This is a genomic window from Nocardia sp. NPDC004278, from assembly GCF_053602975.1.
Map to the genome: position 1 here is coordinate 18,917 of NZ_JBSGEQ010000010.1, position 25,409 is coordinate 44,325.

The window sequence follows — 25,409 nt, forward strand, 5'->3', positions numbered from 1 at the left end:
TGCGATCGTCCGGTCGACTTCTTTGCGGTCACATGACGAATCCGGTGAAGTTCTACTTGCTTCAGGCCGGGTATTTCCGAAAACCGTTGCCGTACACCAGGACAGAACCATATCCGCAGGACAGATCTAGGGTTCCGCCAGCACCGAACCGGCCTTCACCAATTCCGCCGCACGGCGCGCGATCACACTGCCGAACTCGCTGGTCGTCGCGGTGCCCCCGAGATCCGGTGTGCGAATGCGACCTTCGCGCAACACATCGCAGACCGCGCGATCCACCGCGGCGGCGGCGCTATGCTCACCCAAATGCTCCAGCAGCATTGCCCCGGCAAGGATCTGCGCGACCGGATTCGCGATGCCCTGCCCGGCAATATCGGGCGCGCTGCCGTGCACCGCCTCGAACATCGACGGCGCCGTCCGCTCGGGATTGATATTGCCCGATGGCGCGAGGCCGAGCCCACCGGTCACCGCGGCGGCGAGATCGGACAGGATATCGCCGAACAGATTCGACCCGACGATCACATCGAGCCGATCCGGATGCAGCACGATTTCGGCGGCCAGCGCGTCGACATGCATCTGCCTGGTCGCCACCTGCGGAAACTCGGCGGCGATTCGCTCGAATATGCTGTCCCAGTACGGCATCGAATGCAGTAGGCCATTCGATTTGGTGGCCGAGCACAATCGGCCGTCGCGCTCGGCGGCGCGTTCGAAGGCGTAGCGAATGATCCGTTCACAGCCGACCCGCGTGAAAATGGCTTCCTGCCGTACGAATTCGTCCCGGCGACCCGGATGGTGCATGCCCCCGATCGCGGAGTATTCGCCCTCGGAGTTCTCGCGCACGATCAGAATGTCCAGATCCTCCGCGCTACGGTCGCGCAAGGCCGATTCGGTGCCGGGCAGCAGCCGCACCGGACGCAGGTTGACGTACTGGCCGAACGCTCGGCGCAGCGGAATGAGCAACCCCCACAGCGAAATATGGTCGGGCACACCGGGAAAGCCGACCGCACCGAGCAGAATCGCGTCGAATCCGGCCAGTTGCTCGGGCGCATCCGCGGGCATCATCGTTCCGGTGCGCAGGTAGTTCGCACAGGACCAGTCGAATTCGGTCCATTCGATACCCGGCAGCACCGCGTCGAGCACCCCGACGGCCTCGGCGGTGACATCGACGCCGATGCCGTCACCGGGAATGGTCGCGATGCGATACCGCCCACCGCCGTCGCGCAGCGATTCCGCCGTCACAACCGCACTCCGATGTACTTGGTCTCCAGGAATTCATCGATTCCGATCAGTCCGCCCTCCCGGCCCAACCCCGATTCCTTCACACCGCCGAATGGCGCTGCGGGATTCGATACGACCCCCTGATTCAGCCCGACCATGCCGGTTTCCAGCGCCTCACACACCCGCAGTCCGCGCCGCAGATTCTCGGTGAAGACATAGCCCACCAATCCATACGGTGTGTTGTTGGCCCGCGCGATGACCTCGGCCTCGGTATCGAAGGTACCGATCGCCGCTACCGGTCCGAAGATTTCGGTCCGGCACATCTCGGCGTCATCCGACACTCCGGTCAATACCGTCGCGGGATAGAAGTTCCCCGGCCCGTCCAGCGGCTCCCCGCCGATGCGCACCGTGGCGCCGCGGCGGACGGCGTCGGCGACCAAACGCACCACCTTCGCCACCGCGTCGGCATCGATCAGCGGACCGACGACGACTCCCGGCTCGGTTCCCCGCCCCATCGGCAGCGCCGCCAGCCGGTCGGTGAGCCGGGCGGCGAATTCGTCAGCGATGCTGCGCTGCACGAAGATTCGATTCGCCGCGGTGCACGCCTGCCCGATATTGCGCATCTTCGCGGCGAGCGCGCCCGCGACGGCCTCGTCGAGATCCGCGTCGTCGAACACGATGAACGGCGCATTGCCACCGAGTTCCATCGACGTGCGCATGACCGTCCGCGCGCACTGTTCGAGCAGTAGCTTGCCGACGGCGGTGGAACCGGTGAACGACAGCTTGCGCGAACGGCTGTCCAGAATCAGCGGTGTCATCACCGCCCCCGGGTCGGCGGTGGTGATCACATTGACGACACCGGCTGGCACACCGGCCTGGTCCAGGATGTCGGCCAGCGCCAGCATCGAAAGTGGCGTCTGCTCAGCGGGTTTCACCACACAGGTGCATCCGGCGGCCAGTGCGGGACCGATCTTGCGGGTGCCCATGGCCAGCGGGAAGTTCCACGGCGTGATGAGCAGGCTGGGACCGACCGGCGCTCTGGTCACCAGGAAGCGCGAATCGCCCGCCGGGGCGGGCATATACCCGCCGTCGAGGCGTACCGCCTCCTCGGCGAACCAGCGGAAAAACTCTGCCGCATAGGCGATCTCACCGCGCGCCTCGGCCAGTGGCTTACCCATTTCCAGCGTCATGATCAGCGCGAGTCGTTCGGTATCGGCGAGCAGCGCCCGGTGCGCGCGCATGAGAATGTCGCTGCGCTGCCTCGGCGACGTCCGCGCCCAGTCCGCCTGCGCCCGATCGGCCGCGGCCAGGGCGTCCAGCCCGGCATCCGGATCGGCATCGGCCACCGCACAGAGCAACTGCCCGGTCGCCGGATCGGTCACCGGCAGCGTGCCCGACGCGGCGCGCCACCGTCCATCGATGAACAGACCCGTCGGCACCGTATCGATCGCGGCGCGTTCGGCCGCGGTCAGGGTGGTCTCGATGAGCATGGCGCGGGCTCCTTTTCCGTCATGACGCAGCCTCCGGCCATTGCTGCGACCCCCGCGCCCATGTTATGCATATTGTCAACAATCCGACAATAGACATCAGCGGATGCACGCCCCGGGAGGCGGATCACCATGACCGAGCTATCCCCCGTTCTCAAGCAGGCCACCCCGGTAGTCGTCGACCACGGATCGGGCTGCTATCTCTACGGCACCGACGGCCGCCGCTATCTCGACTTCACCGCGGGTATCGGCGTGACCAGCACCGGACATTGCCACCCCCATGTGGTCGCGGCGGCCCAGGCACAGGTGGCCAGCCTGATCCACGGCCAATACACCACCGTCATGCACCGTCCGCTGCTCGAACTCACCGAGCGGCTGGCCACCGTACTGCCGGAGGGCCTGGATACGCTGTTCTTCGCCAACTCGGGCAGCGAGGCGGTCGAGGCCGCGCTGCGCCTGGTCCGTCAGGCGACCGGACGACCGAATCTCATTGTCTTCCAGGGCGGATTCCACGGGCGCACCGTCGCGGCCGCGACCATGACGACCTCGGGCACCCGCTTCTCCGCCGGATTCAGTCCGCTCATGTCCGGTGTGCACATCGCACCGTTCCCGACCGCGTTCCGCTACGGCTGGACCGAGGCCGAGGCCACCGCCTTCGCGCTGCGCGAACTGGACTACCTCTTCGCCACCGTCACCTCCCCCGCCGATACCGCCGCGTTCGTCGTCGAACCGATGCTCGGCGAGGGCGGATACGTCCCCGGCAATAGCACGTTCTTCCGCGGACTGCGCGAGCGCGCGGACCGGCACGGCATCCTGCTCGTCTTCGACGAGATCCAGACCGGTTTCGGCCGGACCGGAAAGTTCTTCGGACATCAGCACTTCGGCGTCCGCCCCGATGTCATCACCATTGCGAAGGGCCTGGCCAGCGGATTCCCGCTATCCGGCATCGCGGCGTCACGGGAGCTGATGAGCAAGGCATGGCCGGGATCCCAGGGCGGAACCTACGGCGGCAATGCGGTGTCCTGTGCGGCGGCGATCGCCACACTCGAGGTGATCGAATCGGAGCATCTGGTGGACAACGCCGCCGCACGCGGTGCGCAACTGCTGGCCGGACTGCGCGCCAGCGCCACCAAGGCGATCGGCGATGTACGCGGCCTCGGACTGCTCTGCGCCGCCGAATTCACTACCGCGACAGGCGAACCCGATACCGCGACGGCCGCAGCGGCGCAACGGCTCGCGGTCGACAAGGGCCTGCTGCTGCTCACCTGCGGTGCACATATGAATGTGGTGCGAATGATTCCGCCGCTGATCGTGACCGATACTCAGATCGACGATGCGCTCGCGATCTGGTCCACCGTTCTCGCCGAACTCCCCGGATGACCAGGAGACCACACCGATGCCCCGCTACATCACCATCACACTGACCAAGGCGGGCGTGAGCTGCCGCGCCCGACTGCTCGACGCCGAGGCGCCGCAGACCTGCGCCGCGGTCTGGGATGCCCTGCCGCGGGAGGGCGACGCGTTCCACGCCAAGTACGCCCGCAATGAGGTGTACACGCTGGTGCCACGGATCGCCGCGGCACCACATCGGGAAAACCCCACCGTCACACCCATTCCGGGCGATGTCTGCCTATTCGATTTCGAACCGTGGGAGATCGGCAACCCGGCCTACGGCTACGAGCCGGGCACGGCGGCGCACCACGAGCAGGGCGCCACCGATCTCGCGCTGTTCTACGGCCGCAACAATCTGCTCATCAATGGCGACCTCGGCTGGGTACCCGGAAATGTCTTCGCCACCATCGAGACGGGGCTGACCGATATCGCGGACGCCTGCAACACCCTCTGGCTGCACGGCGTCCAAGGCGAAACCCTGGCATTCGCCCGCGCCTGACGGCTACGACCCCAGGACGTACTCGGCGTAGCGGGCGACAGCCAGGACCAGATCGTCGGAATGGCGCGGCCCGACGATCTGCAGTCCGACCGGCAGCCCGGCGGCGGTGGTGCCCGCGGGAATGCTGATCGCGGGTTGCTGGGTCATATTGAACGGATAAGTGAACGGCGTCCACTGCGGCCAACTGTCCAGGCCGCTGCCCGGCGGGACGTCGTGGCCCGCCTCGAATGCGGTGATCGGCATCGTCGGCGTGATCAGCACATCGTAGGTGCTGTGGAACGCGCCCATGGCGATGCCGAGTCGGGCGGCGACATCGCGGGCGTCGAGATAGTCGACGGCACTGATGGATTCGCCGCGCCCCCAGACCGCGCGCAGCCCCTGGTCCACCTGTTCGCGCGCACCGTCCGGGAACTTGGCCAGCATGGTGGCCGCACCGGCGGCCCACAGCACCTCGAACGCCTCGCGCGGATCCGCGAAGTCCGGATCCGTCTCGACGACCCGTAGCTCGGCCTCGGCCAATCGCCGCACCGCCGCATCCACCACCGCGGCGACCTCCGGATCGACCTGGGCATAGCCAAGGGTCGGCGAATAGGCGACGGTGAGCCCGCGCACCTCGCGCGACATCTGGCCGCGGAAGGTGGTCACCGTGGGCGGCAGCGCGGTCGGATCGCGCGGATCGGGCAGCGACAGAATATCCATCAGCAGTGCCGCATCCTCGACCGTCCTGGTCATCGGCCCCGCATGCGCGAGCGGACCGAACGGACTCGCCGGGTACAGCGGCACCCGGCCGTGCGTCGGTTTGAAGCCGACAATGCCGCAGAACGCGGCCGGAATGCGGATGCTGCCGCCGCCATCGGTGCCGACCGAAACCGGCCCCAGGCCCGCCGCCACCGCGGCCGCACTGCCACCCGAGGAGCCGCCCGAGGTGGTCGCGGGATCGGCGGGGTTGCGGGTGATACCGGTCAGCGGGCTGTCGGTGACCGCCTTCCAGGCGATCTCGGGCGTTGTCGTCTTTCCGAGGAAGACCATGCCGTCCTCGCGCAGCCGGGCCACGACCGGGCTGTCCACCTGCCATGGCCCCCGCGGATCGACCGAGGTGCTGCCGCGCCGGGTGGGCCAGCCCTCGGTCAGGAAGATGTCCTTGATCGAGATCGGCACACCGTCGAGCAGCCCGCGGGCGTAGCCCGAATTCCAGCGCGCCTGTGAATCTTTGGCCTGTACCAGTGCACGATCGGGATCGACCAGGCAGAAGGCATTCAGCTCGCCGTCACGCGCCGCGATCGCGTCGAGGATCGCCTCGGTCGCCTCGACCGGCGAGAGGGTGCCGGCCGCGTAGGCCGAGACCAACTCGACGGCGGTCATCTCGGCCGGTCGGGTGCTGCTGTTGATACGGGGGTGACTCATGGCATTGGCTCCTTCAGCCGGGCACGTACCCCAGCGCTTTATCGACCACGTTGTCCAACGGCCGACCGGCGATCCAATTATCGAAGTTGGCGGTGAATGCGGTGACCACCTCGGTTCGCCAGCCGCTGAAATCACCCGAATTGTGCGGAGTGATAAGCACATTCGGCAGATCCCAGAGCGGATGCCGCGCCGGTAGCGGCTCCGGATCCACCACGTCGAGTGCCGCCCCGGCGATCGATCCGGAACTGAGCGCGGCGACGAGGTCGTCGGTCACAACGAGTTCCCCACGGCCGACATTGACAAACCTGGCATGCGGTTTCATCGCCGCGAATGCCTTGGCGTCGAACATTTCCCGGGTCCGCGGCGTCAACGGTGCGACCGCGACGACGTAGTCGGCAATGGGAAGTTCCGCGATCAGGTCGGTGCTCACCGCCCCGAAATCCGGGTCGGTGGTCCGCGCACGCCGACCCACCGCCCGCACCTGCATGCCGGCGGCACGCAGCAATCGCGCGATGGATCGGCCGATCGAACCGGTGCCGACGATCAAGACGGTGGCACCTGCGATGCGTTCGGATTCGCGATGCCGCCATTGCTGCCGTTGCTGCAGCCGCAGCGATCCGGACAGATCCTTGGCGAAACCGAGGATCTGCCCCAGCACGTATTCCGCTATGGCAGTGTCGAATACGCCGCGGGTATTGGTGACCACGACCGCGCTTTCCCGCAGTTCCGGGAACATCACCGGATCCACCCCGGTCGAACCCATGTGCAGCCAGCGCAGCCGGTCGGTCGCATGCCAGGCGCCGGGAACCGCGCGAGTCAGGAAGTCGTAGACGAATAGCACCTCGGCGCCGCGCAGCGCGTCGGCGAGTCCGGATGCCTGCGTGTAGCGCACTTCGGCTCGTTCGGCCACGGTGGCCATGAGGTCCGCGTCGGGCACACTGTCACTGTGCAGGACGGTGACAATCGGGCCCTGTTCCACATTGACACACTAAAATCGCATCGTATGATTGTCAACAATCCGATCGTTCTCGGAGGTCTAACGGCTGAGCGCGAGAGGGGCCGCATTGGAACTCGGCTTTCCCGATATCGAAGGGCCCGTAGCACAACGGGGTATCGGGATCATCGCACCGTTCGACCTCGCACTCGAACGTGAGCTCTGGCGCTGGGCGCCGTTGGACGTCAGCCTGCATCTGGCCCGCACCCCCTACGAACCCGTCCCGGTTTCGCTGGCGATGGCCGAACTGGTCTCCAACCCGGTGCATCTGACGGCCGCGACCCGCGATGTACTGCACGTGGAGCCGGAAGTTGTTGCCTACCTGTGCACTTCGGGCAGTTTCATCAGAGGTCTTGCCTACGAGAAGTCATTGCGCGACACCATCTGTCGCGCCGGAGCGCAGGAGGCCGTCACCACCTCCGGCGCGCTCGTCGAGGCGATTCGGCATCTGGACATCAGCAGGGTTTCGGTGCTCACCCCCTACGACGAAATCCTCACCGGCAAGCTGCACGACTTCCTCGCCGAGGCGGGCTGCACGGTCATCCGGTCCGACCACCTCGGATTGGGCGGCGGCATCTGGAAAGTGAACTACCGCACCATCGCCGAACGCATTGTCGGCGCGGACGATCCGCGCGCCCAGGCCATCTTCGTCAGCTGCACCAACCTGCCGACCTACGACGTCATCGAGCCGCTCGAACAGGCACTCGGCAAACCCGTACTCACCGCCAATCAGCTCACCATGTGGGCCTGCCTGGGCCGGATGAAACTGCCGATGATGGGTCCGGGAAAGTGGCTACTCAACGTTTTCTGAACGGAAGAACAGGCATGCAGGCACCCACCGTCGGCTTCATCTATCCCGACCACGCGGCCGAGGACGACTACCCGCTGGCCGCCGCGGTCCTCGGCACGCGACTGCCGGTGGCCCATATCTACGGCACCGATCTGCACGCCATTGCGGAACTGCTCGATCTGGGCAGTCCCGACAAGCTGCGCCACGGGGCCGAATTGCTCGCGCCCGAGCGGCCCGCGGCGGTCGTGTGGGCGTGCACTTCGGGCAGCTTCGTGTACGGGCCGCAGGGCGCACGCGATCAGGTGCGGGCGCTGGCCGAAGCGGCGGGGGTACCGGCATCCAGCACCAGCCTCGCCTTCGTCGGGGCCGCGCGGGCGCTCGGCGTGCGGCGCGTCGCGGTCGCCGCGAGCTATCCGGACGATGTCGCGCGACTGTTCGTCGACTTCCTGGCCGACGCCGGGATCGAGGTGGTCGCCCAGTCCAGCGCCGGAATCGATACCGCCGCCGAGGTCGGCACGCTGACCGCCGCGCAGGTGCGCGACCTGACGCTCGCCAACGATCACCCCGACGCACAGGCCCTGCTGATTCCCGACACCGCCATGCACACCATCGCGGTGCTCCCGGAACTCGAGGCCGCGCTCGGCAAGACCGTGTTGACCGCCAATCAGGTCACCATCTGGGAGGGTCTGCGGCTCATCGGCGAGGTGCCGACAGCTGCGGCGCTCGGCTCCCTCTTCTCGGAAAGGCACACCTATGTCGGTCGTTGATTTCGAGCCGGTGAACCGGCAGTCGACGGCGGAGATGATCGCCGACCGGCTGCGCGAGGCGATCATGCGCGGCAATCTCGCGCCCGGTGCGCAACTCGGGGAAGCCGATCTCGCAACGCGATTCGGGGTATCGCGCGGTCCGGTGCGCGAGGCCATGCAGCGACTGCTCACCGAGGGCCTGCTCTACAGCATCCGCAACCGCGGCATCTTCGTCATCGAACTCACCATCGACGACGTCGTCGATATCTACCGAGCCAGAACCGCCATCGAAGGCGGCGCGCTCGCGCTGATCCTCGACGGCCGCCGCGATATCGCCCACACCGCCCTCGAACCCAGCGTGACCACCATGCGCGCATGCGCCGAAACCGGCGACGCCGCAGGAGTTTCCGACGCCGACCAAGCCTTCCACGAGGCCCTTGTCGAGAGCACAGGCAGCCCGCGCCTCGTCCGCGCCGCCCGCACCCTGCTCATCGAGACCCGAATGTGCCTGGGCGCCTTACAGACAACCTATCCAGACCTGCGCGAGCAGGCCCAAGAGCACGTCGAGTTGCGCGACGCGATCGGGTCGGGCCCGGTGCGCCGAGCGCGAACCCTACTGGTCGAGCACATGGACGACGCGGTCCAGCGCCTGCGCAGCCAGATCGCGACAAGAATGTGATGCCGATCCTGTTGCGTCACTGATCGTTTCGCGGGCGACCTCATCCGGGCGGCGAACAATCAAGCCATCCAGTGCGAATCGCGCTCGCGGGACCCCCGGTAATTCGCCGAAGACAGCTGGCGAGACTGGTGCCGCTACCACCCCGGCCCTCGTCAGCTGCTTCCCGATCAACACGCAAACCAGCCCGTGGCCCTGCGCGATGACCGATCCCGTGGCGCATCGCGAGGTTCAGGTCAGCACGAAGATGCCGATCATGGACCGCCTGCTACGTGGTCCGCGACATATTCAGGCGTTCTCGACCTTCGTGTCCGCATAGGCGATCGTCACTGCTTCGGCCGCCGGACAGTCCGGCAGCGCTTGCCGCCGTTGGTGTTTCAGTCGTAGTCGGATGGCCAGAAGATCATTGCGACGACGATCGCGAGCGGCAGGGCAATCACGAACACGAGTCCAACCCGATCCGCGCTCACCGATGCACCCCGCCGAGAGCGGACCAGCGGCTGAATGACACACGCGGCGCGGCACATTCGACGTCGGCGACCCCCATCACCCGATCCAGCGTCACCGCGTCCACATGCGCCGACGACGGGAGCAACACCACCTCGGCCCCAGACGCTGTGACCTGTTCGACCAGACCGAGCACTGAACCCGCATCAGCCCAACACAACACATACCCCAACCGCCGTGCCAAGCGGCGCACCTGAGCCTCGTCCCATTCCAGTGTCGGCGAACACGGGTCTATCGAGTGCGTCCATTCCCCTTGCGCCTTTCGTCCCCTGTCATCGGCAAGCTCCCGCGGACCTCGGCGATAATCACTCAGCAGATCGGAGCCAATCCAGCGACGGATGGTTTGGAATAACCCCCCAGCTGCAGACTCCGGTGCATCCCCCAGCGCGATCAAGTCGTTCGGGAGCGGGCGAAATTGGCCCTGAAACTGCGAACTTCCCATGTGTCTCTCCTTTGGATCAAACATCTGAAGCCTTTGGGACACACGCAGATTCACAGAATTACGTGGACGACATCACCTCACAGATGGACTCGTGAGGACGTCCCTAGATGCCTAAGATGTCCATAGACGTCCCGCAAGGAGGCACGGCATGCCGAACGATCGATTGCGCGACGCACTCCTCCGGAGCGGACTCACCCCCGAGTGCGCCGCGCAATCACTCGGCGTGAGCACCAAAACCGTTGAGCGGTGGGTGAGAAATGGACGAATCCCCTATCCGCGACACCGATACGAATTGGCGACCCTCGTCAAGGAATCCGAACAATTTCTATGGCCGGATGCGATGACGCCTGAGCGCGCCGCGGAGGTCGCAACATCCGAAGTGGTGGCGATATATCCACACCGCCATGAGATCCCGCGAGCATTGTGGCTCAAGTTGTTTGACAGCACCGAGAATAAGCTCGACATCCTGGTGTACGCCGGAATGTTTTTGACCGATGACACCGCCCTCTTGAAGAAGCTGCAAAAGAAGGCCCACGGCGGCGCGGCGATTCGAATCCTCCTCGGCGACCCGGAAAGCCGAGAGGTGGTGCGGCGGACGGCAGAGGAACAAATCGGCAAGGGCGCTATCGCCGCGAAGATCCGCAACGTTCTGGCATTCTTCCGCCCAGTAATCGGAGAGTCCGGCATCGAATTCCGCCTGCACAAGACGAACCTGTACAACTCGATATACCGATTCGATGACGAGATGATCGTTAACATGCACGTGTACCGCCGAATGGCGCCGCAAGCCCCAGCGATGCACCTTCGTCAACTGTCCGGCGGTAGCTTGTTCGCCGTCTACGCCGAGAGCTTCGAAGAGGTTTGGAAGTCGTCCAAGACCGTATCAGTGCCGCTGGAGAACGACGAAGATGAGGAGGATTGAGCATTGGCACGTACGGAGTTCTTCAATGACCCGAACGCCCCCAGGGCCAACAGCATTGTTGTGGCGGCCACCGCATTCATTCTGGATGACGACGATCGGATCTTGCTGCTGCAGCGCAGTGACAATGGTCTCTGGGCGCCACCTGGAGGCGCGCAAGATTTCGGAGAGTACATCGCCGATACGGCAGTCAGGGAGACGCGCGAGGAAACCGGCATCGATGTCCAAATAACCGGCTTGGTTGGCATTTATACAAATCCTCATCACGTCATGGCATATTCGGACGGAGAGGTCCGACAGCAGTTCGCAATCTGTTTCCGAGCGGTGCCGATTTCCGGCGCACTGCACACAAGTCCGGAGTCACCTCGCGTACGGTGGGTACGCCAAGACGAGCTCGACAGCCTGGACATTCACCCGTCGATTCGCCTTCGAATCGATCACGGATACGCGAACCTACCGGAGCCTTACATCGGTTGAGTAAGATTTTCGAACTCGACTCTCGGTTCTGATTACGGAATCAAGTAGATCTGCACGGGCCTCCTCGATGAATTCAAAGACCACACTTCCCTTTCCGTACCTTGCAAGAATCTCGGACAGCCGATGCTCGACCGTCACTTCGTCGCCATCTGGACTGGTGGTCATGTCGCAATACCAGAGTGCATCTCGCAGTGGCGACAGCCCTTCGTCAGGAAATCGCCCGAGAAGGTCCTCGTCGAGTCCACGAAGCCGTGCTTCACGGATCGCACAGGAGTGATGGGCGACCAACCCACAGAGACGATCACTCCAGCCTGTGGCGTGAAGGAATTCAGCCCCGTCCAGCGGGTGGAATCTTGTCGTTGCAAGCGGAGGCGCGTAGCCAATGTCGTGAAGCCAACAGGCCGCTTCTAGCAATTCACCCTCGACACCGAATGCCGGTGCGACGCGAGCACCCTGCCGCGCGTAACAATGCGTCGTGGTGCGAGGCGATGTGCCGGTCGCATGGGATAGCAGGCAAGCTCGACGCCACCATGTGGGCGAGTGGATGTCGGACGCCACCGCTGTATCCGGATGCAGTGACGCTCAGTCCGCATGCGTCCGCCGAGGACATCCTGGCGCGGATCGACCGCGAGATGCCCGGCGCCTCGGTCAAGGATAGCTTTGGCTGCCTGGACCTGAGCGATGCCGGATTCGGCGTGCTGTTCGAGGCGCAGTGGATGTATCGACCGGCCGATCGGCCGCTGCCCACCTCACCGAAGCAGGTGTGGACCCCGGTGAACGACCACGATGAGCTGGCAGTCTGGGCAACGGCTTGGGATCGGAACCAGTTGGCCGACAGTGTATTCCGGCCGGAACTGCTGGTCGAAGATTCGGTCTCGGTACTCGGCAGATGGAATGGTGACCGAGTCGTGGCCGGGGCGGTTGTGCATCGCAGCGAGACGATGGCGGGTCTGTCCAATATGTTCTATTCGGGTATTGCGGCTCAGGACGCGTGGGCCGAGTGTTTGACCACGGTCGCCCGGCTGTGGCCAGGTCGCAGCATTGTCGGATATGAGCGGGGACAGGACTTGGCTGCCGCCGTTCGCAACGGGTGCTCGTCTATCGGAGCGCTGCGGGTCTGGCTCGCCTTGGCCTAGACCGGAAATGGACGGTTCTGTCGGGCCGTATCATCGTCTGCTGCGGTACAGCGGCTGCGCCGCCAATACTCCGGCGGTGCGCCCACTACATGGCCAGCTGGGGTCGAGCTGGCGAGGGTGGTGCGTCATTGCGCACCTCGACCCCCGTCAGCTGCTCGCGACGAAATTCAGGCGTTCTCGACCTCGACGCCCTCGTAGGTGATCGTCACCGCTTCGGTCGCCAACTCGTCCGCTCCGCCCTGCCGCGACTGTCCATGCCAATCCGACGCCCATGCGCGCGATAAGCGAATCCGCTTGACCGGATTCTTGTTCGGGTCCATCACCGTCACCGTGATGTCCTGACGAGCGTCATCCGCGGCACCCGCGGTAAAGGTCGTGTGGATCCAGTCGGTGAACACCCTGCTGCGGTCCAACCCGCGAATGATCGTGATCTCACCACCGCGCACGGGCGCCGACTGCAGCTCACTGATCTGCTGAACCGTTTCCACCGGGAACATTCCCAGATCGATAACGAAGGTGGATCCACTCATGGTGTCGCCGATAGCCATGGAAACTCCTTGCCTGTCGGGGCGCTACGCAGACCTCGCTACGAGACCCGCGCGTACTGTCGCGCCATCGTCTACGTCATGGAGAACACAACGAACTCGGCCGGGACCGCAGGTGCGATACCGATGCCACATATCATCTGGCTATGACTGGCGGCTCCGCAGCCAAACGGGCAGATCCTCGCCGGGTATAGCCCCCTCGGCTGCCTGCCGAATCAGCGGGGGTGGCACGCTGGCACCCTCGCATGACCCATCGTCACGCGGTTTCGAAGCCCGTAATCGGGGGCGTCCCTGTGTCGTTCGCGCGATGGTCAGCTATGTGCGCGCTGAGCCACGGCAGCGCGGTGCGGGTGTGCGCGACCGCGGCGGTGAGGTGTTCGAGTCCGCGATAGCCCCGGAAAGTCACATCGACGCCGAGGCGCGACCAGTCATCATGCAACTGAATTGCCTGCTCGTAGCCGACCGCCTGGTCGGCGCTGCCGTGGGTTAGCAGCACCGGCGCGGCCGGTGCCAGTGCACCGAGCCGGTTCTCGCGCATCCGGGCCAGCCAGTCGGGGTCGGTGAGCGGATCGGTGACGACATAGCGCGCCCGGTCGAATCTGTATGGCATGCGGGCGATTATCTGGCCGACGATGTGGGTGTCGATCAGCCTCGGGTACATGCGATGGCCGTGATCGTTGAGGTAGCGCGCCAGCCTCAGCTCGGGATAGGCGATATCGAGACCGGCCGCCGCATACGCCTGCAACCAGGCGAAGCGGCCGCCGGTCAGGAAGTCGGCGCTGTATTCGAGGTCGGCGCACACACCGCCCACCGCGGCCGCGACCAGCAGAATGTCGGGCGCGTAGGTGGGCTGTAACTGTGCGGCCCACGCGGCGGCGGTGCCCCCCTCGGAGTATCCGAACAGCGCGGCAGGGCCATCCTCGGCAAGTCCCGTATCGGCGAGATTGCGCGCGGCCCGCATCGAATCGAGGACGGCGGGACCGAGGGCGCGGCCCACGATATAGGGGTGACCGCCGCCGGTACCGAGTCCGGGGTAGTCCGTCAGCGCGACCGCCCAGCCGCGCCGCAATATCCTTGTGATCAGCGGGGTTTCGTATTCCAGACCGGCCACGAGCTGCAGCGAAGGCGCACAGCGCTGCGCATGTCCCTGAGTGCCGATGGCATAGCCGATCAACGGCCGCGGCCCCTGGTACGTCCCGTGCGGCACGAGCACGATCCCGGACACCGCGATCGGCGCCCGATTTGCCGAGCTGCTGCGATACAGCACTCGCCAAGCCCGCACCCGCAGCTGCACACCCGGCAGCAATTTCACCCGGACGGGCTCGGCCCGAAGCAGGCCACCGGGCTCGCCATCGATCGACGACGGCGAGCGGTAGAACTCCTGGTGCTTGCGCGCTGATCCACGCAGGCTCAACGGGTTCGGGATCGTCGAGAGTCGCATCGTTGCACCTCTTGATCGGGATTTCCGGAGTTGTGTTGTGCAGACTATCAGAATCCAGATACCAATGGTATCTTGAATTCATGTCAAGGATGACGCGACCGGAAAGCCAGGCGCGAACGCGCGCCGACCTGGCCCGAACCGCCCGCGATCTGTTCATCGCCGACGGCATGGCGAATACCTCACTGGCACGGGTCGCCGAGGCGGCGGGCTACTCCAAGGGCGCGGTCTACTCCAACTTCCGCAATAAGAACGAGCTGTGCCAGGAAGTTCTCGAGCTGATCCACACCGAGGCGCTCGCGGAGATCACCGCAGTGGCCGAGCTGCGGGGTTCGGCCGAGGACCGCATCGCCGCACTGACGCAATGGGCACGCAAGCGCATCGACGATGTCGGGTTCACCCAGTTCGAGTTCGAACTGACGCTGACCAGCCGTACCGATCCCCGGCTGCGCGACCAGATCGCGGCGAACCTGGCCGCGGTGCGATCGGCTATCGCCGATCTGCTGGCCGGTGTGACCGGCAGCGGCTCGTCCGACTTCTTGGCCGGTACCGCACAGGCGGTGTTCAGCATGGGTTTGGGGCTGAGCATCCAACGGACCATCGATCCGACGATCTCGACCGGTCCGGTCGCGAGGCTATTGCCTGCTCTGCTCGCCGCGTCCGAAGCCACCGAGTTGAAAACTGTTCAACCAAGCGAGCGGCTGCCCACCGATATTGAAAAGCGTTCAAAGCGTCGCGGCGGAACCTCCCGCAGCGACGAATCACGCACCGCCCTGCTGGACGCCGCAATCGAAGTGTTCGGCTCGAAGCGTTTCGACGAGGTATCGACCACCGAGATCGCGCAGCGGGCAGGCACCGCGATAGGCCTGATCAACTACCACTTCGGTGGTAAACGCGGCCTCTATCTCGCCGCGGCCGACGCCGTCTACAGCGACTTCTGGGACCAGCTCCAAGCGCTGCGCGGTCCGGCCGTTCCCCGGCTCATTCGCGGTCTCGACCTCTACATCGATCAGGCCCAGGCCAGAGAGGGCTCACCGCTCGCGCTGTCGACACAGGTGACCGACGAAGAGCTGCGTGCGATGCACCATCGACACATCGATCGCTTCGTCACGGCGATGATGCAGGAGCTCACCGGCGGTGCCGGCACCGCACTCGCGCGCACCGCCATGGCAGGTTGGATGGCCTTCGTCGAAGGCGCCGTTGCCGATTGGCTGCGAACCCGCGACATCAGCCGAGTGCAATTGCGCGAACTACTCGTCGCGAGCCTGTACACCACCGGACAGTCGGTGCTGACGCTCGATCCCGGCACCCCACTTTCCTCCCGCGCGATCAATGCGCTGCTGGAGCACGCCCAACCCATGACGAAGACGGAGCACTCCGAGTGAGCACATCTCTGGACAATGGACCGAACAACTGGCTGGCGGCCGGACCGATAGGGCGGGGCGTCGCCTGGCTGATCGGCCCGCGCGGCCTGCGCAACGCGGACCGGTTGCGCCGCGAGGTCGCGGGCAAGATCGCGGTGGTGACCGGCGCCTCCTACGGTCTCGGCGAAGCCACCGCCCGAATGCTCGGCGATGCGGGCGCCACCGTCGTCCTCGGCGCGCGGTCGGCGGAGCAGCTGCAGACCATCGTCACCGAGATCAAGGCCGCGGGCGGTAGCGCCATCGCCATCCCACTGGACCTGGCATCCGAGGATTCCATCAAATCCTTCGCCGAGGAGGTGCTGACTCAGTTCGGCCACATCGACTACCTCGTGCACAACGCGGGCAAATCGCTGCGGCGGTCGATCCATCTGTCCTATGACCGACCCAAGGACCTGAACACCACAACTTCGGCCAACTACCTCGGACCGATGCGGCTGACGCTGGCGCTGCTGCCGAGCATGCGGGAACGCGGATCCGGCCATATCGTCAACGTCTCCACCGTGGCCGTCATGTTTCCGGTCGCGCCGAAGTGGGGGTTCTATGTGTCATCGAAGGCGGCCTTCGATATCTGGATGCGTGCGGTCGGCATGGAAGCGCGCCCGGACGGCGTCACGCTGACGACCTTCTACGCAGGTTCGATGTTCACCCGAATGAGCGCACCCAGCGGCTGGATTTCCGCACTACCCGGGCAGTCCGCCCGCCAGGCGGGGCGTGTCATCGCCAAGGCGATCGTCAAGAAGCCGCGCACACTGACCCCCGCCTATGGCTGGCCACTCGCAGTGCTGGTGCCATTGCTGCGCACCCCGATCGAACTGCTGACCACTTTCACCTACCGCTTCCTCGGCGATACCGCGGCCTCGCTGGCCAGCGTCGAGAAGGGAGACGACAATGTCGGGTAACCACACCGGCTTCCAATGGCGGAATGCGGTTGTCCCACTGGCGACTTCGGGTGCGTTGCACCCGGTCGGCATCACCACGGCGGTCCGGATCACCGATGCGGTCCGGCAATTCGGGCCGTCGATCGCCACCGTCATGGCCATATCGGCAGCCCGCTACGGCGATCGCCCGGCCGTCATCGATGAGCGCGGTGTGATCACCTACCGCCAATTGCAGCGTCGTGCCGAAGCAATCGCCGCGGCGCTGCACGCCCGCCATCCGGGCGCGGAGACGATGGCCATTCTGTGCCGCAACCACCGTGGCTTCATCGAGGCGTCGGCGGTCGGCGCCCAACTCGGTTGCGAACTCGTCTTTCTCAATACCGATCTACCGCGAGCCCAGCTCGCGCAGATTCTCGAGCGGCACCGTCCCGATATCCTGGTCCACGACCAGGAGTACGACGAAGCGATCGACGCCTCCGGATTTCCGGGTACCCGGGTCCGGGCCTGGCAGGACACCGAGGCGCCGCTATCGCTGGATTCCCTTGCCCAGCAGTCACATCCGGCCCCACCGCCGGTGCGTCATCCGGTGCGGATCACCCTGCTCACCTCGGGCACCACCGGACTCGCCAAAGGCGTCTCCCGGCCGCTGCGCCAGCGCACGGTGCTGGAGATGGTAGCCACCGCGATGGCGGCGACCCGATTCAACTCCCGCGACGTGATAGTGATGGCCCCACCGTTCTTTCACGGTTTCGGACTGGCCATCATGATGGGCGCGCTGGCCCTCGGCACGACGGTGATCACACGCCGGCGCTTCGACGCCGAGCAGGCACTCGCCGATGTGCAACGCCATCACGCAACGGTGTTCGTCGGGGTACCGGTGATGGTGCAGCGCCTGGTGGCGATACCGGAGCAGCGGCGTCGCGAATTCCGTACCGGCTCACTGCGTTTGGCGGTCACCGGAGCGGCGCCGATCGCGCCCGCGACGATCAGCCGGTTCATCGATGCCTTCGGTCCGATCCTGGTGAACGGTTACGGCTCCACCGAGGCCGGTGTGGTCTCGATCGCCACCACCGAGGATCTGGCCGGATCACCGAAGACCGCGGGACGTCCCGCCATCGGCGTCTCGGTGCGCATCCTGCGCGCGGACCGCACACCCGCCGCGGTCGGTGAGACCGGCAGCATCTTCGTGCGCGGCGGACTCGGCTACCACGGTTATGTATCCGACGGAAGGTCGACGACCCCCACGAAGGAAGTGGTCGACGGCTACGTGAACACCGGGGATATGGGACATCTCGACGCCCGAGGCCGGATCTACGTCGACGGCCGCGACGACGACATGATCGTCTCCGGCGGCGAGAACATCTACCCCAAGGAGGTCGAGGATGTCATCGCCGAACACCCCGCCGTCACCGACGTAGTCGTAATCGGTGTTCCGCACCCCGAATTCGGCCAGGCACTATGCGCCTACTTCGTCACCACCGCCGGTCGCACCCCACCGACCGCCGAGGAACTCAAAACGCATATCCGCGAACGACTCGAACGCTACAAGGTGCCCAAGGAATTCATTGCGCTCGAACAGATTCCACGCAATCCGAGCGGCAAGATCCTGCGCCGCGAGCTGGAAAGTCACAAGAGGACCATCGCTGGATAACAGTGCGTGCGAGATGGCGGTTGTCGCGATCGACTGCTTCGGTCTCGGCACACCGGCCGTGCACGATGGTTGATCGATAAATCGACCGCCCATCGCGGTGCTCGACGCCGCGGGAGCCACGAAGAGCCTGTCCGGCACCTCGCTCACATCGCACTCACCATTCCGATCATCGGCCACTCACACGGCATCTATCGCCTTGCCTGAGCACCAGTCGCGACCGCGTGCGGTTCGTGAGCGCGGCTGGTCGCGGATGCGATTGTTTTCGGGACGCTCATAGGTTGCTGTACGGCTGAATCAGATGTGCTGATGCCTACATGCCTCGCGAAACAGGTAGTCGGTTACTCACGTCGGCGGGGCGGGATCAGCGAAGACTCGATTCCGAAGTGCGGACCGATCCTCGATGATCCGTGTTTCGGGAAGGTAGCCATGGGAAGCGGGGCGGGAGCGTTCCTGGTCGCGGTGGCCGCGGCGGGGGTGTTCGGTGCGGTGACGGTGCCGATCGCGGTGTCGGCGCCTACACCAACCGCGCCGGACTGGCCTACCACGCCAGTCTCGACAACCGCGCCAGTCTGGCCTACCACGCCGATCTCAACAACCACGCCGGACTGGCCTACCACGCCCGTCTCGACAACCATGCCGGGCTGGCCAACCACGCCAGTCTCGACAACCACGCCGGGCTGGCCAACCACGCCGATCTCGACAACCACGCCGGACTGGCCAAGCTCGACAACGGCACCGATCTCTACAACGGCGCCAAGCTCGACAACAGCGCCTAGCTCGACAACCGCACCGATCTCTACAGCCGCACCGATCTCTACAGCCGCGCCAAGCTCGACAACAGCGCCTAGCTCGACAACCGCACCGATCTCGACAACCACAAAGTCGGGGTCGTGCCCAACGACCTCCACATCGTCGGGGGATTCGTGTGAGCATTTCGATCCCACTTTCGACGTGCCATCCACCGCCGAACGCGGCACACAGATCACCGTCCAAGGCGATCACTGGCCCTGTTCCGACGTCCAGATCTCTCCGAGTTGGTCTGATTCGGGGACGCCTGCGAAGGTTCAGCAGGGTTCGTTCAAAACTCAACTCGCCGTGTCCGATCAGGTCGAACCCAACTCGTATTCGGTCCACGCAGCCTGCGGCGAGACATCGGCTGACCGGAGGGTCACGATCGCCGCGCGTCTCGTCACAACCACGACCACAACCACCAAGCCGATTACCACGACCACCACACAGCCATCTGTCCAGGAAACGTCCACCACGAAAGGGTCGATCGCGGCCCCATCGCGCGATGATCCTCAGCCGAACAGCCACATCCGCGATCTGCTCGGCATCGGCGCATTCCTCCTCGCCGTCGGGGTGGCGGCGCTCGTACTGCGTCAGCGGCGCAGGCACCCGGTCGATGCCCCGCGCGAGCACAACCGTGATCCGCGCCCGCCGCAGGTGCACGTGCAGGTGGTCGGGGATCCGAGCCCGTCGATCCATCTTCGCGAGTTCACCCACCCCACCGCTCCGGCCGTGCACATTCGGGTGAGCGTCGGTGAGCCGCAGCTACACGTCAGGGAGGTTTCGCGATGACGAGTCCACTATCGATCACGGCTCGTGCGGTGCTGTTCGGACACGCCGCACGTGAGATGGTCGAGACCGAGTTGGCCGAGCACCTACACGACAGCGGTGTCGAGGAGCTGGCGCTGCGGCGCGCGCCGGTCGCTACCGCGGTCCTGCGGTCGGCGGCACTGCGCGAGATCGCCAGGGTGGTCGACGGACTGCTCCAGGTCGATATCGGCGGGGTCGCGGTCGCGGGGTGGCGCCGCTACGACCGGCTGCACACCGCGGCAATGCGAACCCGCTCCGGCGGAGTCGAACAGGTCGAATTGTTCGAACACGAAGTCACCCAGAGCTACAGCCCTCGCCTCGAGGTCACCGCCGATGGAATTCGAGTGGGTGAATTCGAACTCGAACTCACCATCGCAATGCTGCTCCAGCCCCTCGCGGCAACCGTTCGCGATGGCATGCTGGCGGCACTGGGTCCTGGCGACTGCACCGTGACGGTCTCGATCGCCACACCGGAACTCGGACCGGTCATGGAGAGCAAACACACCTTCCCCGTGGCGATCATGGTCGACCTCCGACGGCCGATCCCCCTCGTCCGGCACGAACCGGCCCCACCACCCACCCCACCGCCCCGTCGCATACCCGGGCCGCAACCGCACCGTTGAACAAATATCGTTGTTCCGCAGCAGTACTCGTCGAATCAGGCCATGCCGCTGACGAACCACGTTGCGGGCCAGCCGAACTGGCTGCCCTGATTCGACAGCTCAAGGTCTTCTGAAATGCTCAGCCCGCGCTGAATCTTACCGACCCGGCATCGGCGAAAAGTGGCGTCGCGGACCAACGTGTTCCGCTGGCCGGTGGTGACTGCCGAAAGCATTCACCAATCGTGCTTCGGTATCAGCTCTGCCTTCGCTTCGGCGAGGAGGTCGCTTTGGAGCGACGAACAATGAGCCCACCAATCAGGGTAGGTCACCGGGTCCCGAACGACGTCGTGCAATCCCCGTGCATGGGCAACTACCCTGTCTCGCAATGCGTCCGAGCAGATGATCTCGACCCGCTTCTCTGCTAGCCACACACTTTCGATCAGTCGCTTCAGTTCGGCGGGGGTACCTCCATGCTCTCGAATATCGAGTTCTCCCTGCAGTCGCTGTGCCACCTCGAGGTAGTCGATGATCGCTGACTTCACCTCCTCTCTGCGGGCAAGGCGACTCTCCGCGAGGAACTTGAGCATCGCTGCACGCGCCGAACTCCGTTGCACCATCAGCGTTGCCGATGCGCCGAGCCCCGCGCCGAGTAGTGGCAGCAGACCCGTAACCAACGTTGAGACAACCCCTGTCGACATGACTCAATTCTCGCGATCGGCTGCTGATCTTGATCCTGATTGCCCACTATTGCTCAGGACGCGGCTGGACCGACAACAACCAGGTTGGCGACGACGTCACTGGTGGGTCATGATGAGCCCGATTTCGCTGATTCGGAACTCACTGGTGGTGACCTCAACGGCGGTGTCGGTGAATCGGCGTGCACCGAGTGTGGTCGTCAGGAATTCGCGCACCGAAACAGGTTCGGCGGCAATCGAATTCAGTATCTGCTCGGGAACTTCGATGGTGCCGTCGAAATGCCTCGGCTGGGTGCTGATTCCCGATTGCTGCGATGACTGCCGCAACCCGTCGACGGTGTGCAGAACGAGATCCAAGTGTGAGCCGTCGGTGAAACTCAGCCGCAGCGGGGTGGGAGTGACCGCGACGTCGAAGGATTCGATATGGGCGGTCCAACCGGCAACCGACGTTCCCCCATACGAATCGCCTGCGGGCGAGGCGGACTCGTCGATACTTCGGTCCGCGGCGATATTGTCGAGCCGATGCCCGGTCAGCGGCTGATCGGTGGGGACGAAGGTCCACGCGGCGGCGGTGAGCATTTTCGTCCAATAGCCCGTGCGATTGCCGCTGACTCCCTCGACGCGTAGTTCCCGTGCGTCCGATCCGATGCCGGTTTTGTGCACGGAGACGCGGTCGGTGATGTCGCCGGGGATCTTGGGTTGGCGTACCCACTCGGGAGCCGGTAGCTGGATCGCGGCGTAATGGGTGTCGACGCGTTCGGACAACATGTCCGCGGCCGGGGGCAGCCCCCGCTGATCGTCGTAGGAGTAGCGGAAGAAGACCTTGTCCGCGCCGGAGATGTCGAAATCGTACAGCCGGGTGTACAGGTCGCCGAAGCGGTTGACCACCAATGTTGTTGATCCGCTTGTGGACAGCGCGACAGCCCGGAACCGTCCGCGGGCCGGGGTGGCCATTTCGTAGCTGTGGTCGGCGGGCAGCCATGGGTCGATATAGCGGATCCGGCGGCCACCATCGGTCAGCGCGAAGACATGTGAGACCTTCGCGCCGCCGACGGAATGATCGTTGTCGGCAGTGTCACGCCAGTGCCGGTCCTCATTCGGCGACAGCACCGACCAACTCCAGTCGAGGGTGTCCGCAGGCAGCGCATTGCCCGGACCGGTCCACAATGGGTTGCCGTAGCGGCTGCTCCAGTTCCACTCTTTCGGTGCGCTCAGCGCGTGGTCCATGGTGAAGAATCGGCCGTCGCGATCGATGGCCATGACCTCGTCGTCATCGGCGGAGACGCCCGAGATTCGGCCCTCGAGGCAGCCGGGCAGCGGCAGCTGCCGCCACCCGCCGCGCACCGCGGCTTCTTTCACATAGATGTGACCATCGCGAGCCGCGAAAGCCCAACGGCGATTGAACGATTCGCTGGAACTGCGAAGGTATACCTCGGCGGGCGGTGCGGTCTCCGCAGCAGGCATCGCATCGAGTCCGGCGTTGCTGTCGTCCTCGGTCACTTCGGGTGTGCCCACCGTGCCGAGCAGCGCACAACTCCCGGTATCGGCGCTCGCGCCAGGATTCGCCGTGAGACTCGCGACTATCAGTCCCGCAACAGCGGCGAGAACAGTCTTGTTGTTCGCGCGCACCTTCACAGCCACCCCAGTGCTCCAAAAACGATGATCGCCGCGGCATCCACACCCAAGATCGCGGCTACGGCAAGTATTTTGGCGCGCACCGTGGCCAGGTCGTGCACCCGGAAGCAGACGACGAAGAACGGAACATATCCGATCAAGAAGATGAGCAGCGGAAAGCTCGCCTGCCACCAGGACCAATCCCAGGTGAGCACACCGATCTTGTTGAGCAGCACCTCAACCAGCACGGCACCGGCCGAGTTCACCGCGATGAGCACCGGCCTGTTCGGCACTCCGAGAATGCGGGTCTGCTTGGGCGGCAACATCTTCGCCGCGGCCACGCCCATGATCGCGAACATAAAACAGATCTCGATATTGAGGCCGATCAGCAACTGATAGGCGGTCGGCCCCGTCGCGCCCCAGACCGGTGCGCGACCGGTGGCATGGAAGACCAGGGCGTTCCAAATCTCGTTGAACCCGTCCATACCCCACAGCGCGAGCCCGGCGAAGAACACATTCCAATTCCGCCGTTCGACCTCGGTGGCGTACACGTAGATCACAACGAGCAGCAGCGGAATCACATACCACTTGAACTGGCTACTGTCTCGAACCAACTGGAGCGCCGCTTGGGCATGCTCGGTCATCGGCGTCGGTCACCTTCCTGAACCACGAACGCCCGAAGCATGTTACAACTCGACATGGAATGTCAACCTGTAATGCCAGCCAGCGCAGATTGCTGCAACACCGTCTGCCATTGCCAGCCGTTGAGACTTACTGACACTGCCGCGTTCGGTGTCGACCATGCCGCGACTGCGCCCTCGCACTGCACCATTGCCGGGCCACGCGAGGGCGGTGTAGGTCTTGCCCGATCCAGTTGGTCCGGCTAACGCCATGCGCGCCTTACTTTTTCGTCGGACCGCGGGCTCGAACTCGATCGCCATCACCACCACCGGACCGGTGGATGGACAGCGAGCCCGGCCACCGACACATCGGTGGCCGGGTTTCCGAAGGTCGAGTTCGAGCACTAGATGACGTCAGGCCCTACCAACCCTGGCCGGTTCTTCAATGTCTATGGGCCCACACGACGCAGCGGCTCAGGGGGTCTGCTCGTGTCCAGTGAACATGTTGACCAGACTGTGGGGCGCATTGTCGCCGAACATGAACTCGTGGAGCAGCTCGGCACCGTCGGTGGCGGCTTCGGCGCTGCGCGGGAACAGATCTCGCTCGTATTCGGCGAGCGCGGCTTCGATGTCGTCGGGGTGCGCGGCGAGGGCCTTGCCGAGTTCGGCGCCGTCCTGCATGGCCAGGTTGGCGCCTTCGCCGTTCGGGGGCGCGAGGTGGGCGGCGTCGCCGACCAGAGTCACCCCCGGCACCCGGTCCCACCGGTGTTCGATCGGCAGCGCGTAATGGGGGCGCAGGACCGGCGAGGTGTCACTGTCGGTGATCAGCGCGGTGAACTCGGGTGCCCAGCCGTCGAACTCCTGCGCGATGCGCGCGGTCGCCGCGGCGGAATCGGTGAAGTCGATGGCGGTGAACCAGTCCCGCGGCTCGGTGAGCGCCACGTAGGCGTGCAGGGTGCCGCCATGCTCGCGGTGGGCCTGAATCCCCTTTCCCGGCGCGAGCGCCCAGAACGACCCGCCACCAACAGCCCGGGCGGCGGCGGGGTGGCGAGTGTCGCTGTCGAACAGCCAGGTCTCGACGAACGACATGCCGGTGTACTCAGGTGTGGCGGTGGACAGCAGTGGCCGAACCTTCGACCACGCGCCGTCTGCGCCGACCAGCAGGCTCGTAACTGCGGTGGCACCGTTGGCGAAGCTCACCTCGTAGCGGCCCGCGCTGAGGGCGCGCACGCTACTGACCTTGTGTCCCCACCGAACGGTGCCAGGCGGCAGTGAATCGAGCAGCATTCGCCGCAGCTCACTGCGCTGCACCTCCGGGCGGCCGCCCGTGCCGTCATCGGCCTTGTCGAACAGGACGGTCCCGTCCCGGTCGAGGACCCGGTACTGCTGGCGGCCCTCGAGGATGAGACTGCGGAACTCGTCGGTGAGGTCGGCCGCCTCGAGTGCCGGTTGGCCGTTGCAGTCGTGGATGTCGAGCATGCCGCCCTGCGCGCGTGCGGTCGGGGAGTCTTCGGCCTCGTAGACCGTGGACGGGATTCCGTGGACGTGCAGAACGCGGGCCAGCGTGAGGCCGCCGAGTCCGGCGCCGATGATCGTGACGTGGGTATTCATGGTGGCTCCTGCGGAGGTCGAGGCCGCCCGGAGAGCTCCGGCCAACCT

Annotated in this window: 27 protein-coding genes; 14 read left to right on the top strand and 13 right to left on the bottom strand. The window is 65.1% G+C overall.

Features of this window, described 5'->3' with window-relative positions; translation table 11 throughout:
* Window positions 1-126: 126 nt before the first annotated feature.
* A complete protein-coding gene (locus ACWEO2_RS17360; protein ID WP_452406215.1) occupies window positions 127-1,236 on the bottom strand; it encodes a tartrate dehydrogenase in 1,110 nt (369 codons plus the stop codon).
* Window positions 1,233-2,705 carry an NAD-dependent succinate-semialdehyde dehydrogenase gene (locus ACWEO2_RS17365; RefSeq protein ID WP_452406216.1) on the bottom strand — a complete coding sequence of 491 codons (1,473 nt, stop codon included), beginning with the start codon at window positions 2,703-2,705 and terminating at the stop codon, window positions 1,233-1,235. Before ACWEO2_RS17365 ends, ACWEO2_RS17360 begins: the two co-directional genes overlap by 4 nt.
* A 129-nt stretch (window positions 2,706-2,834) precedes the next feature.
* Between ACWEO2_RS17365 and ACWEO2_RS17370 the strand changes: the two genes are divergently transcribed.
* Together ACWEO2_RS17370 and ACWEO2_RS17375 are read left to right on the top strand one after the other, a co-directional pair.
* The gene (locus ACWEO2_RS17370; protein ID WP_452406217.1) at window positions 2,835-4,082 is read left to right on the top strand and encodes an aspartate aminotransferase family protein; all 1,248 of its coding nucleotides are present in this window, start codon (window positions 2,835-2,837) and stop codon (window positions 4,080-4,082) included.
* Window positions 4,083-4,098: 16 nt separating this feature from the next.
* Complete coding sequence (locus ACWEO2_RS17375; protein WP_433679770.1) at window positions 4,099-4,593, top strand: DUF3830 family protein; 495 nt, start codon at window positions 4,099-4,101, stop codon at window positions 4,591-4,593.
* A gap of 3 nt (window positions 4,594-4,596) precedes the next feature.
* Here the strand turns inward: ACWEO2_RS17375 and ACWEO2_RS17380 are convergent, their stop codons facing one another.
* Together ACWEO2_RS17380 and ACWEO2_RS17385 are read right to left on the bottom strand one after the other, a co-directional pair.
* Window positions 4,597-5,982: an amidase gene (locus ACWEO2_RS17380; RefSeq protein ID WP_452406433.1), complete on the bottom strand. Its 1,386-nt coding sequence runs from the start codon at window positions 5,980-5,982 to the stop codon at window positions 4,597-4,599.
* Window positions 5,983-6,010: 28 nt separating this feature from the next.
* Window positions 6,011-6,976 carry a D-2-hydroxyacid dehydrogenase gene (locus ACWEO2_RS17385; RefSeq protein ID WP_452406218.1) on the bottom strand — a complete coding sequence of 322 codons (966 nt, stop codon included), beginning with the start codon at window positions 6,974-6,976 and terminating at the stop codon, window positions 6,011-6,013.
* An 85-nt stretch (window positions 6,977-7,061) separates the two neighbouring features.
* Between ACWEO2_RS17385 and ACWEO2_RS17390 the strand changes: the two genes are divergently transcribed.
* Genes ACWEO2_RS17390 through ACWEO2_RS17400 form a run of 3 tightly spaced genes read left to right on the top strand, consistent with a single transcriptional unit; the run spans window position 7,062 to window position 9,206 of the window.
* Window positions 7,062-7,802 (top strand): maleate cis-trans isomerase family protein, encoded by a 741-nt coding sequence (locus ACWEO2_RS17390; protein WP_354953770.1) that lies wholly within the window; start codon window positions 7,062-7,064, stop codon window positions 7,800-7,802.
* Between the two features lie 14 nt (window positions 7,803-7,816).
* A complete protein-coding gene (locus tag ACWEO2_RS17395; RefSeq protein WP_452406219.1) occupies window positions 7,817-8,548 on the top strand; it encodes a maleate cis-trans isomerase family protein in 732 nt (243 codons plus the stop codon).
* Window positions 8,535-9,206, top strand: a complete 672-nt coding sequence (locus tag ACWEO2_RS17400) for a GntR family transcriptional regulator (RefSeq protein ID WP_452406220.1) — start codon at window positions 8,535-8,537, stop codon at window positions 9,204-9,206. The genes ACWEO2_RS17395 and ACWEO2_RS17400 overlap by 14 nt, the downstream gene beginning before the upstream one ends.
* Window positions 9,207-9,669: 463 nt before the next feature.
* Here ACWEO2_RS17400 and ACWEO2_RS17405 read toward each other — a convergent pair whose 3' ends face one another.
* A complete protein-coding gene (locus ACWEO2_RS17405) occupies window positions 9,670-9,903 on the bottom strand; it encodes a hypothetical protein (RefSeq protein ID WP_452406221.1) in 234 nt (77 codons plus the stop codon).
* Window positions 9,904-10,300: 397 nt separating this feature from the next.
* Here ACWEO2_RS17405 and ACWEO2_RS17410 point away from each other — a divergent pair, with 397 nt between their 5' ends.
* Together ACWEO2_RS17410 and ACWEO2_RS17415 are read left to right on the top strand one after the other, a co-directional pair.
* Window positions 10,301-11,074, top strand: a complete 774-nt coding sequence (locus ACWEO2_RS17410; RefSeq protein ID WP_452406222.1) for a DUF5919 domain-containing protein — start codon at window positions 10,301-10,303, stop codon at window positions 11,072-11,074.
* A 3-nt stretch (window positions 11,075-11,077) separates the two neighbouring features.
* Complete coding sequence (locus ACWEO2_RS17415) at window positions 11,078-11,548, top strand: NUDIX hydrolase (protein WP_452406223.1); 471 nt, start codon at window positions 11,078-11,080, stop codon at window positions 11,546-11,548.
* Here the strand turns inward: ACWEO2_RS17415 and ACWEO2_RS17420 are convergent.
* A complete protein-coding gene (locus tag ACWEO2_RS17420) occupies window positions 11,525-12,106 on the bottom strand; it encodes an HD domain-containing protein (protein WP_452406224.1) in 582 nt (193 codons plus the stop codon). The genes ACWEO2_RS17415 and ACWEO2_RS17420 overlap by 24 nt on opposite strands.
* Before the next feature lie 17 nt (window positions 12,107-12,123).
* Here ACWEO2_RS17420 and ACWEO2_RS17425 point away from each other — a divergent pair, with 17 nt between their 5' ends.
* Window positions 12,124-12,684 carry a hypothetical protein gene (locus ACWEO2_RS17425; RefSeq protein ID WP_452406225.1) on the top strand — a complete coding sequence of 187 codons (561 nt, stop codon included), beginning with the start codon at window positions 12,124-12,126 and terminating at the stop codon, window positions 12,682-12,684.
* 167 nt (window positions 12,685-12,851) lie between these two features.
* Here ACWEO2_RS17425 and ACWEO2_RS17430 read toward each other — a convergent pair whose 3' ends face one another.
* Window positions 12,852-13,232 (bottom strand): phage tail protein, encoded by a 381-nt coding sequence (locus tag ACWEO2_RS17430; RefSeq protein ID WP_452406226.1) that lies wholly within the window; start codon window positions 13,230-13,232, stop codon window positions 12,852-12,854.
* A gap of 253 nt (window positions 13,233-13,485) precedes the next feature.
* A complete protein-coding gene (locus ACWEO2_RS17435; RefSeq protein ID WP_452406227.1) occupies window positions 13,486-14,670 on the bottom strand; it encodes a lipase family protein in 1,185 nt (394 codons plus the stop codon).
* 80 nt (window positions 14,671-14,750) lie between these two features.
* Between ACWEO2_RS17435 and ACWEO2_RS17440 the strand changes: the two genes are divergently transcribed.
* The 6 genes from ACWEO2_RS17440 (at window position 14,751) to ACWEO2_RS17465 (ending at window position 20,842) form a co-directional block, all read left to right on the top strand.
* Window positions 14,751-16,052 (top strand): TetR/AcrR family transcriptional regulator, encoded by a 1,302-nt coding sequence (locus ACWEO2_RS17440; RefSeq protein WP_452406228.1) that lies wholly within the window; start codon window positions 14,751-14,753, stop codon window positions 16,050-16,052.
* Window positions 16,049-16,990 (top strand): SDR family NAD(P)-dependent oxidoreductase, encoded by a 942-nt coding sequence (locus ACWEO2_RS17445; protein WP_354961550.1) that lies wholly within the window; start codon window positions 16,049-16,051, stop codon window positions 16,988-16,990. The genes ACWEO2_RS17440 and ACWEO2_RS17445 overlap by 4 nt, the downstream gene beginning before the upstream one ends.
* Window positions 16,980-18,620 (top strand): AMP-binding protein, encoded by a 1,641-nt coding sequence (locus ACWEO2_RS17450; RefSeq protein ID WP_452406229.1) that lies wholly within the window; start codon window positions 16,980-16,982, stop codon window positions 18,618-18,620. The genes ACWEO2_RS17445 and ACWEO2_RS17450 overlap by 11 nt, the downstream gene beginning before the upstream one ends.
* A gap of 407 nt (window positions 18,621-19,027) precedes the next feature.
* The gene (locus tag ACWEO2_RS17455) at window positions 19,028-19,396 is read left to right on the top strand and encodes a hypothetical protein (protein ID WP_452406230.1); all 369 of its coding nucleotides are present in this window, start codon (window positions 19,028-19,030) and stop codon (window positions 19,394-19,396) included.
* A gap of 319 nt (window positions 19,397-19,715) precedes the next feature.
* Window positions 19,716-20,201, top strand: a complete 486-nt coding sequence (locus ACWEO2_RS17460; RefSeq protein WP_452406231.1) for a hypothetical protein — start codon at window positions 19,716-19,718, stop codon at window positions 20,199-20,201.
* Window positions 20,198-20,842 (top strand): hypothetical protein, encoded by a 645-nt coding sequence (locus ACWEO2_RS17465; protein WP_452406232.1) that lies wholly within the window; start codon window positions 20,198-20,200, stop codon window positions 20,840-20,842. The genes ACWEO2_RS17460 and ACWEO2_RS17465 overlap by 4 nt, the downstream gene beginning before the upstream one ends.
* Before the next feature lie 35 nt (window positions 20,843-20,877).
* Here the strand turns inward: ACWEO2_RS17465 and ACWEO2_RS17470 are convergent, their stop codons facing one another.
* The 5 genes from ACWEO2_RS17470 to ACWEO2_RS17490 all read right to left on the bottom strand — a co-directional run bounded on the left by ACWEO2_RS17470 (window position 20,878) and on the right by ACWEO2_RS17490 (window position 25,361).
* Window positions 20,878-21,054 (bottom strand): hypothetical protein, encoded by a 177-nt coding sequence (locus tag ACWEO2_RS17470; RefSeq protein ID WP_452406233.1) that lies wholly within the window; start codon window positions 21,052-21,054, stop codon window positions 20,878-20,880.
* On the bottom strand, window positions 21,055-21,519 hold the full coding sequence (locus ACWEO2_RS17475) for a hypothetical protein (protein WP_452406234.1): 465 nt from the start codon (window positions 21,517-21,519) through the stop codon (window positions 21,055-21,057).
* 96 nt (window positions 21,520-21,615) lie between these two features.
* Window positions 21,616-23,157 (bottom strand): hypothetical protein, encoded by a 1,542-nt coding sequence (locus tag ACWEO2_RS17480; protein ID WP_452406235.1) that lies wholly within the window; start codon window positions 23,155-23,157, stop codon window positions 21,616-21,618.
* Entirely contained in the window at window positions 23,148-23,774 is a 627-nt protein-coding gene (locus ACWEO2_RS17485; protein ID WP_452406236.1) for a hypothetical protein, read from the bottom strand. The genes ACWEO2_RS17480 and ACWEO2_RS17485 overlap by 10 nt, the downstream gene beginning before the upstream one ends.
* Before the next feature lie 450 nt (window positions 23,775-24,224).
* A complete protein-coding gene (locus ACWEO2_RS17490; RefSeq protein WP_452406237.1) occupies window positions 24,225-25,361 on the bottom strand; it encodes an FAD-dependent oxidoreductase in 1,137 nt (378 codons plus the stop codon).
* Window positions 25,362-25,409 lie beyond the last annotated feature (48 nt).

Excerpts from the sequence above, each read along its gene's own strand:
- ACWEO2_RS17365 (WP_452406216.1), bottom strand. The coding sequence starts at position 2,705 with ATGCTCATCGAGACCACCCTGACCGCGGCCGAACGCGCCGCGATCGAT.
- ACWEO2_RS17370 (WP_452406217.1), top strand. The coding sequence starts at position 2,835 with ATGACCGAGCTATCCCCCGTTCTCAAGCAGGCCACCCCGGTAGTCGTC.
- ACWEO2_RS17375 (WP_433679770.1), top strand. The coding sequence starts at position 4,099 with ATGCCCCGCTACATCACCATCACACTGACCAAGGCGGGCGTGAGCTGC.
- ACWEO2_RS17395 (WP_452406219.1), top strand. The coding sequence starts at position 7,817 with ATGCAGGCACCCACCGTCGGCTTCATCTATCCCGACCACGCGGCCGAG.
- ACWEO2_RS17400 (WP_452406220.1), top strand. The coding sequence starts at position 8,535 with ATGTCGGTCGTTGATTTCGAGCCGGTGAACCGGCAGTCGACGGCGGAG.
- ACWEO2_RS17410 (WP_452406222.1), top strand. The coding sequence starts at position 10,301 with ATGCCGAACGATCGATTGCGCGACGCACTCCTCCGGAGCGGACTCACC.
- ACWEO2_RS17430 (WP_452406226.1), bottom strand. The coding sequence starts at position 13,232 with ATGGCTATCGGCGACACCATGAGTGGATCCACCTTCGTTATCGATCTG.
- ACWEO2_RS17435 (WP_452406227.1), bottom strand. The coding sequence starts at position 14,670 with ATGCGACTCTCGACGATCCCGAACCCGTTGAGCCTGCGTGGATCAGCG.
- ACWEO2_RS17440 (WP_452406228.1), top strand. The coding sequence starts at position 14,751 with ATGTCAAGGATGACGCGACCGGAAAGCCAGGCGCGAACGCGCGCCGAC.
- ACWEO2_RS17450 (WP_452406229.1), top strand. The coding sequence starts at position 16,980 with ATGTCGGGTAACCACACCGGCTTCCAATGGCGGAATGCGGTTGTCCCA.
- ACWEO2_RS17465 (WP_452406232.1), top strand. The coding sequence starts at position 20,198 with ATGACGAGTCCACTATCGATCACGGCTCGTGCGGTGCTGTTCGGACAC.
- ACWEO2_RS17470 (WP_452406233.1), bottom strand. The coding sequence starts at position 21,054 with ATGCTTTCGGCAGTCACCACCGGCCAGCGGAACACGTTGGTCCGCGAC.
- ACWEO2_RS17475 (WP_452406234.1), bottom strand. The coding sequence starts at position 21,519 with ATGTCGACAGGGGTTGTCTCAACGTTGGTTACGGGTCTGCTGCCACTA.
- ACWEO2_RS17485 (WP_452406236.1), bottom strand. The coding sequence starts at position 23,774 with ATGACCGAGCATGCCCAAGCGGCGCTCCAGTTGGTTCGAGACAGTAGC.
- ACWEO2_RS17490 (WP_452406237.1), bottom strand. The coding sequence starts at position 25,361 with ATGAATACCCACGTCACGATCATCGGCGCCGGACTCGGCGGCCTCACG.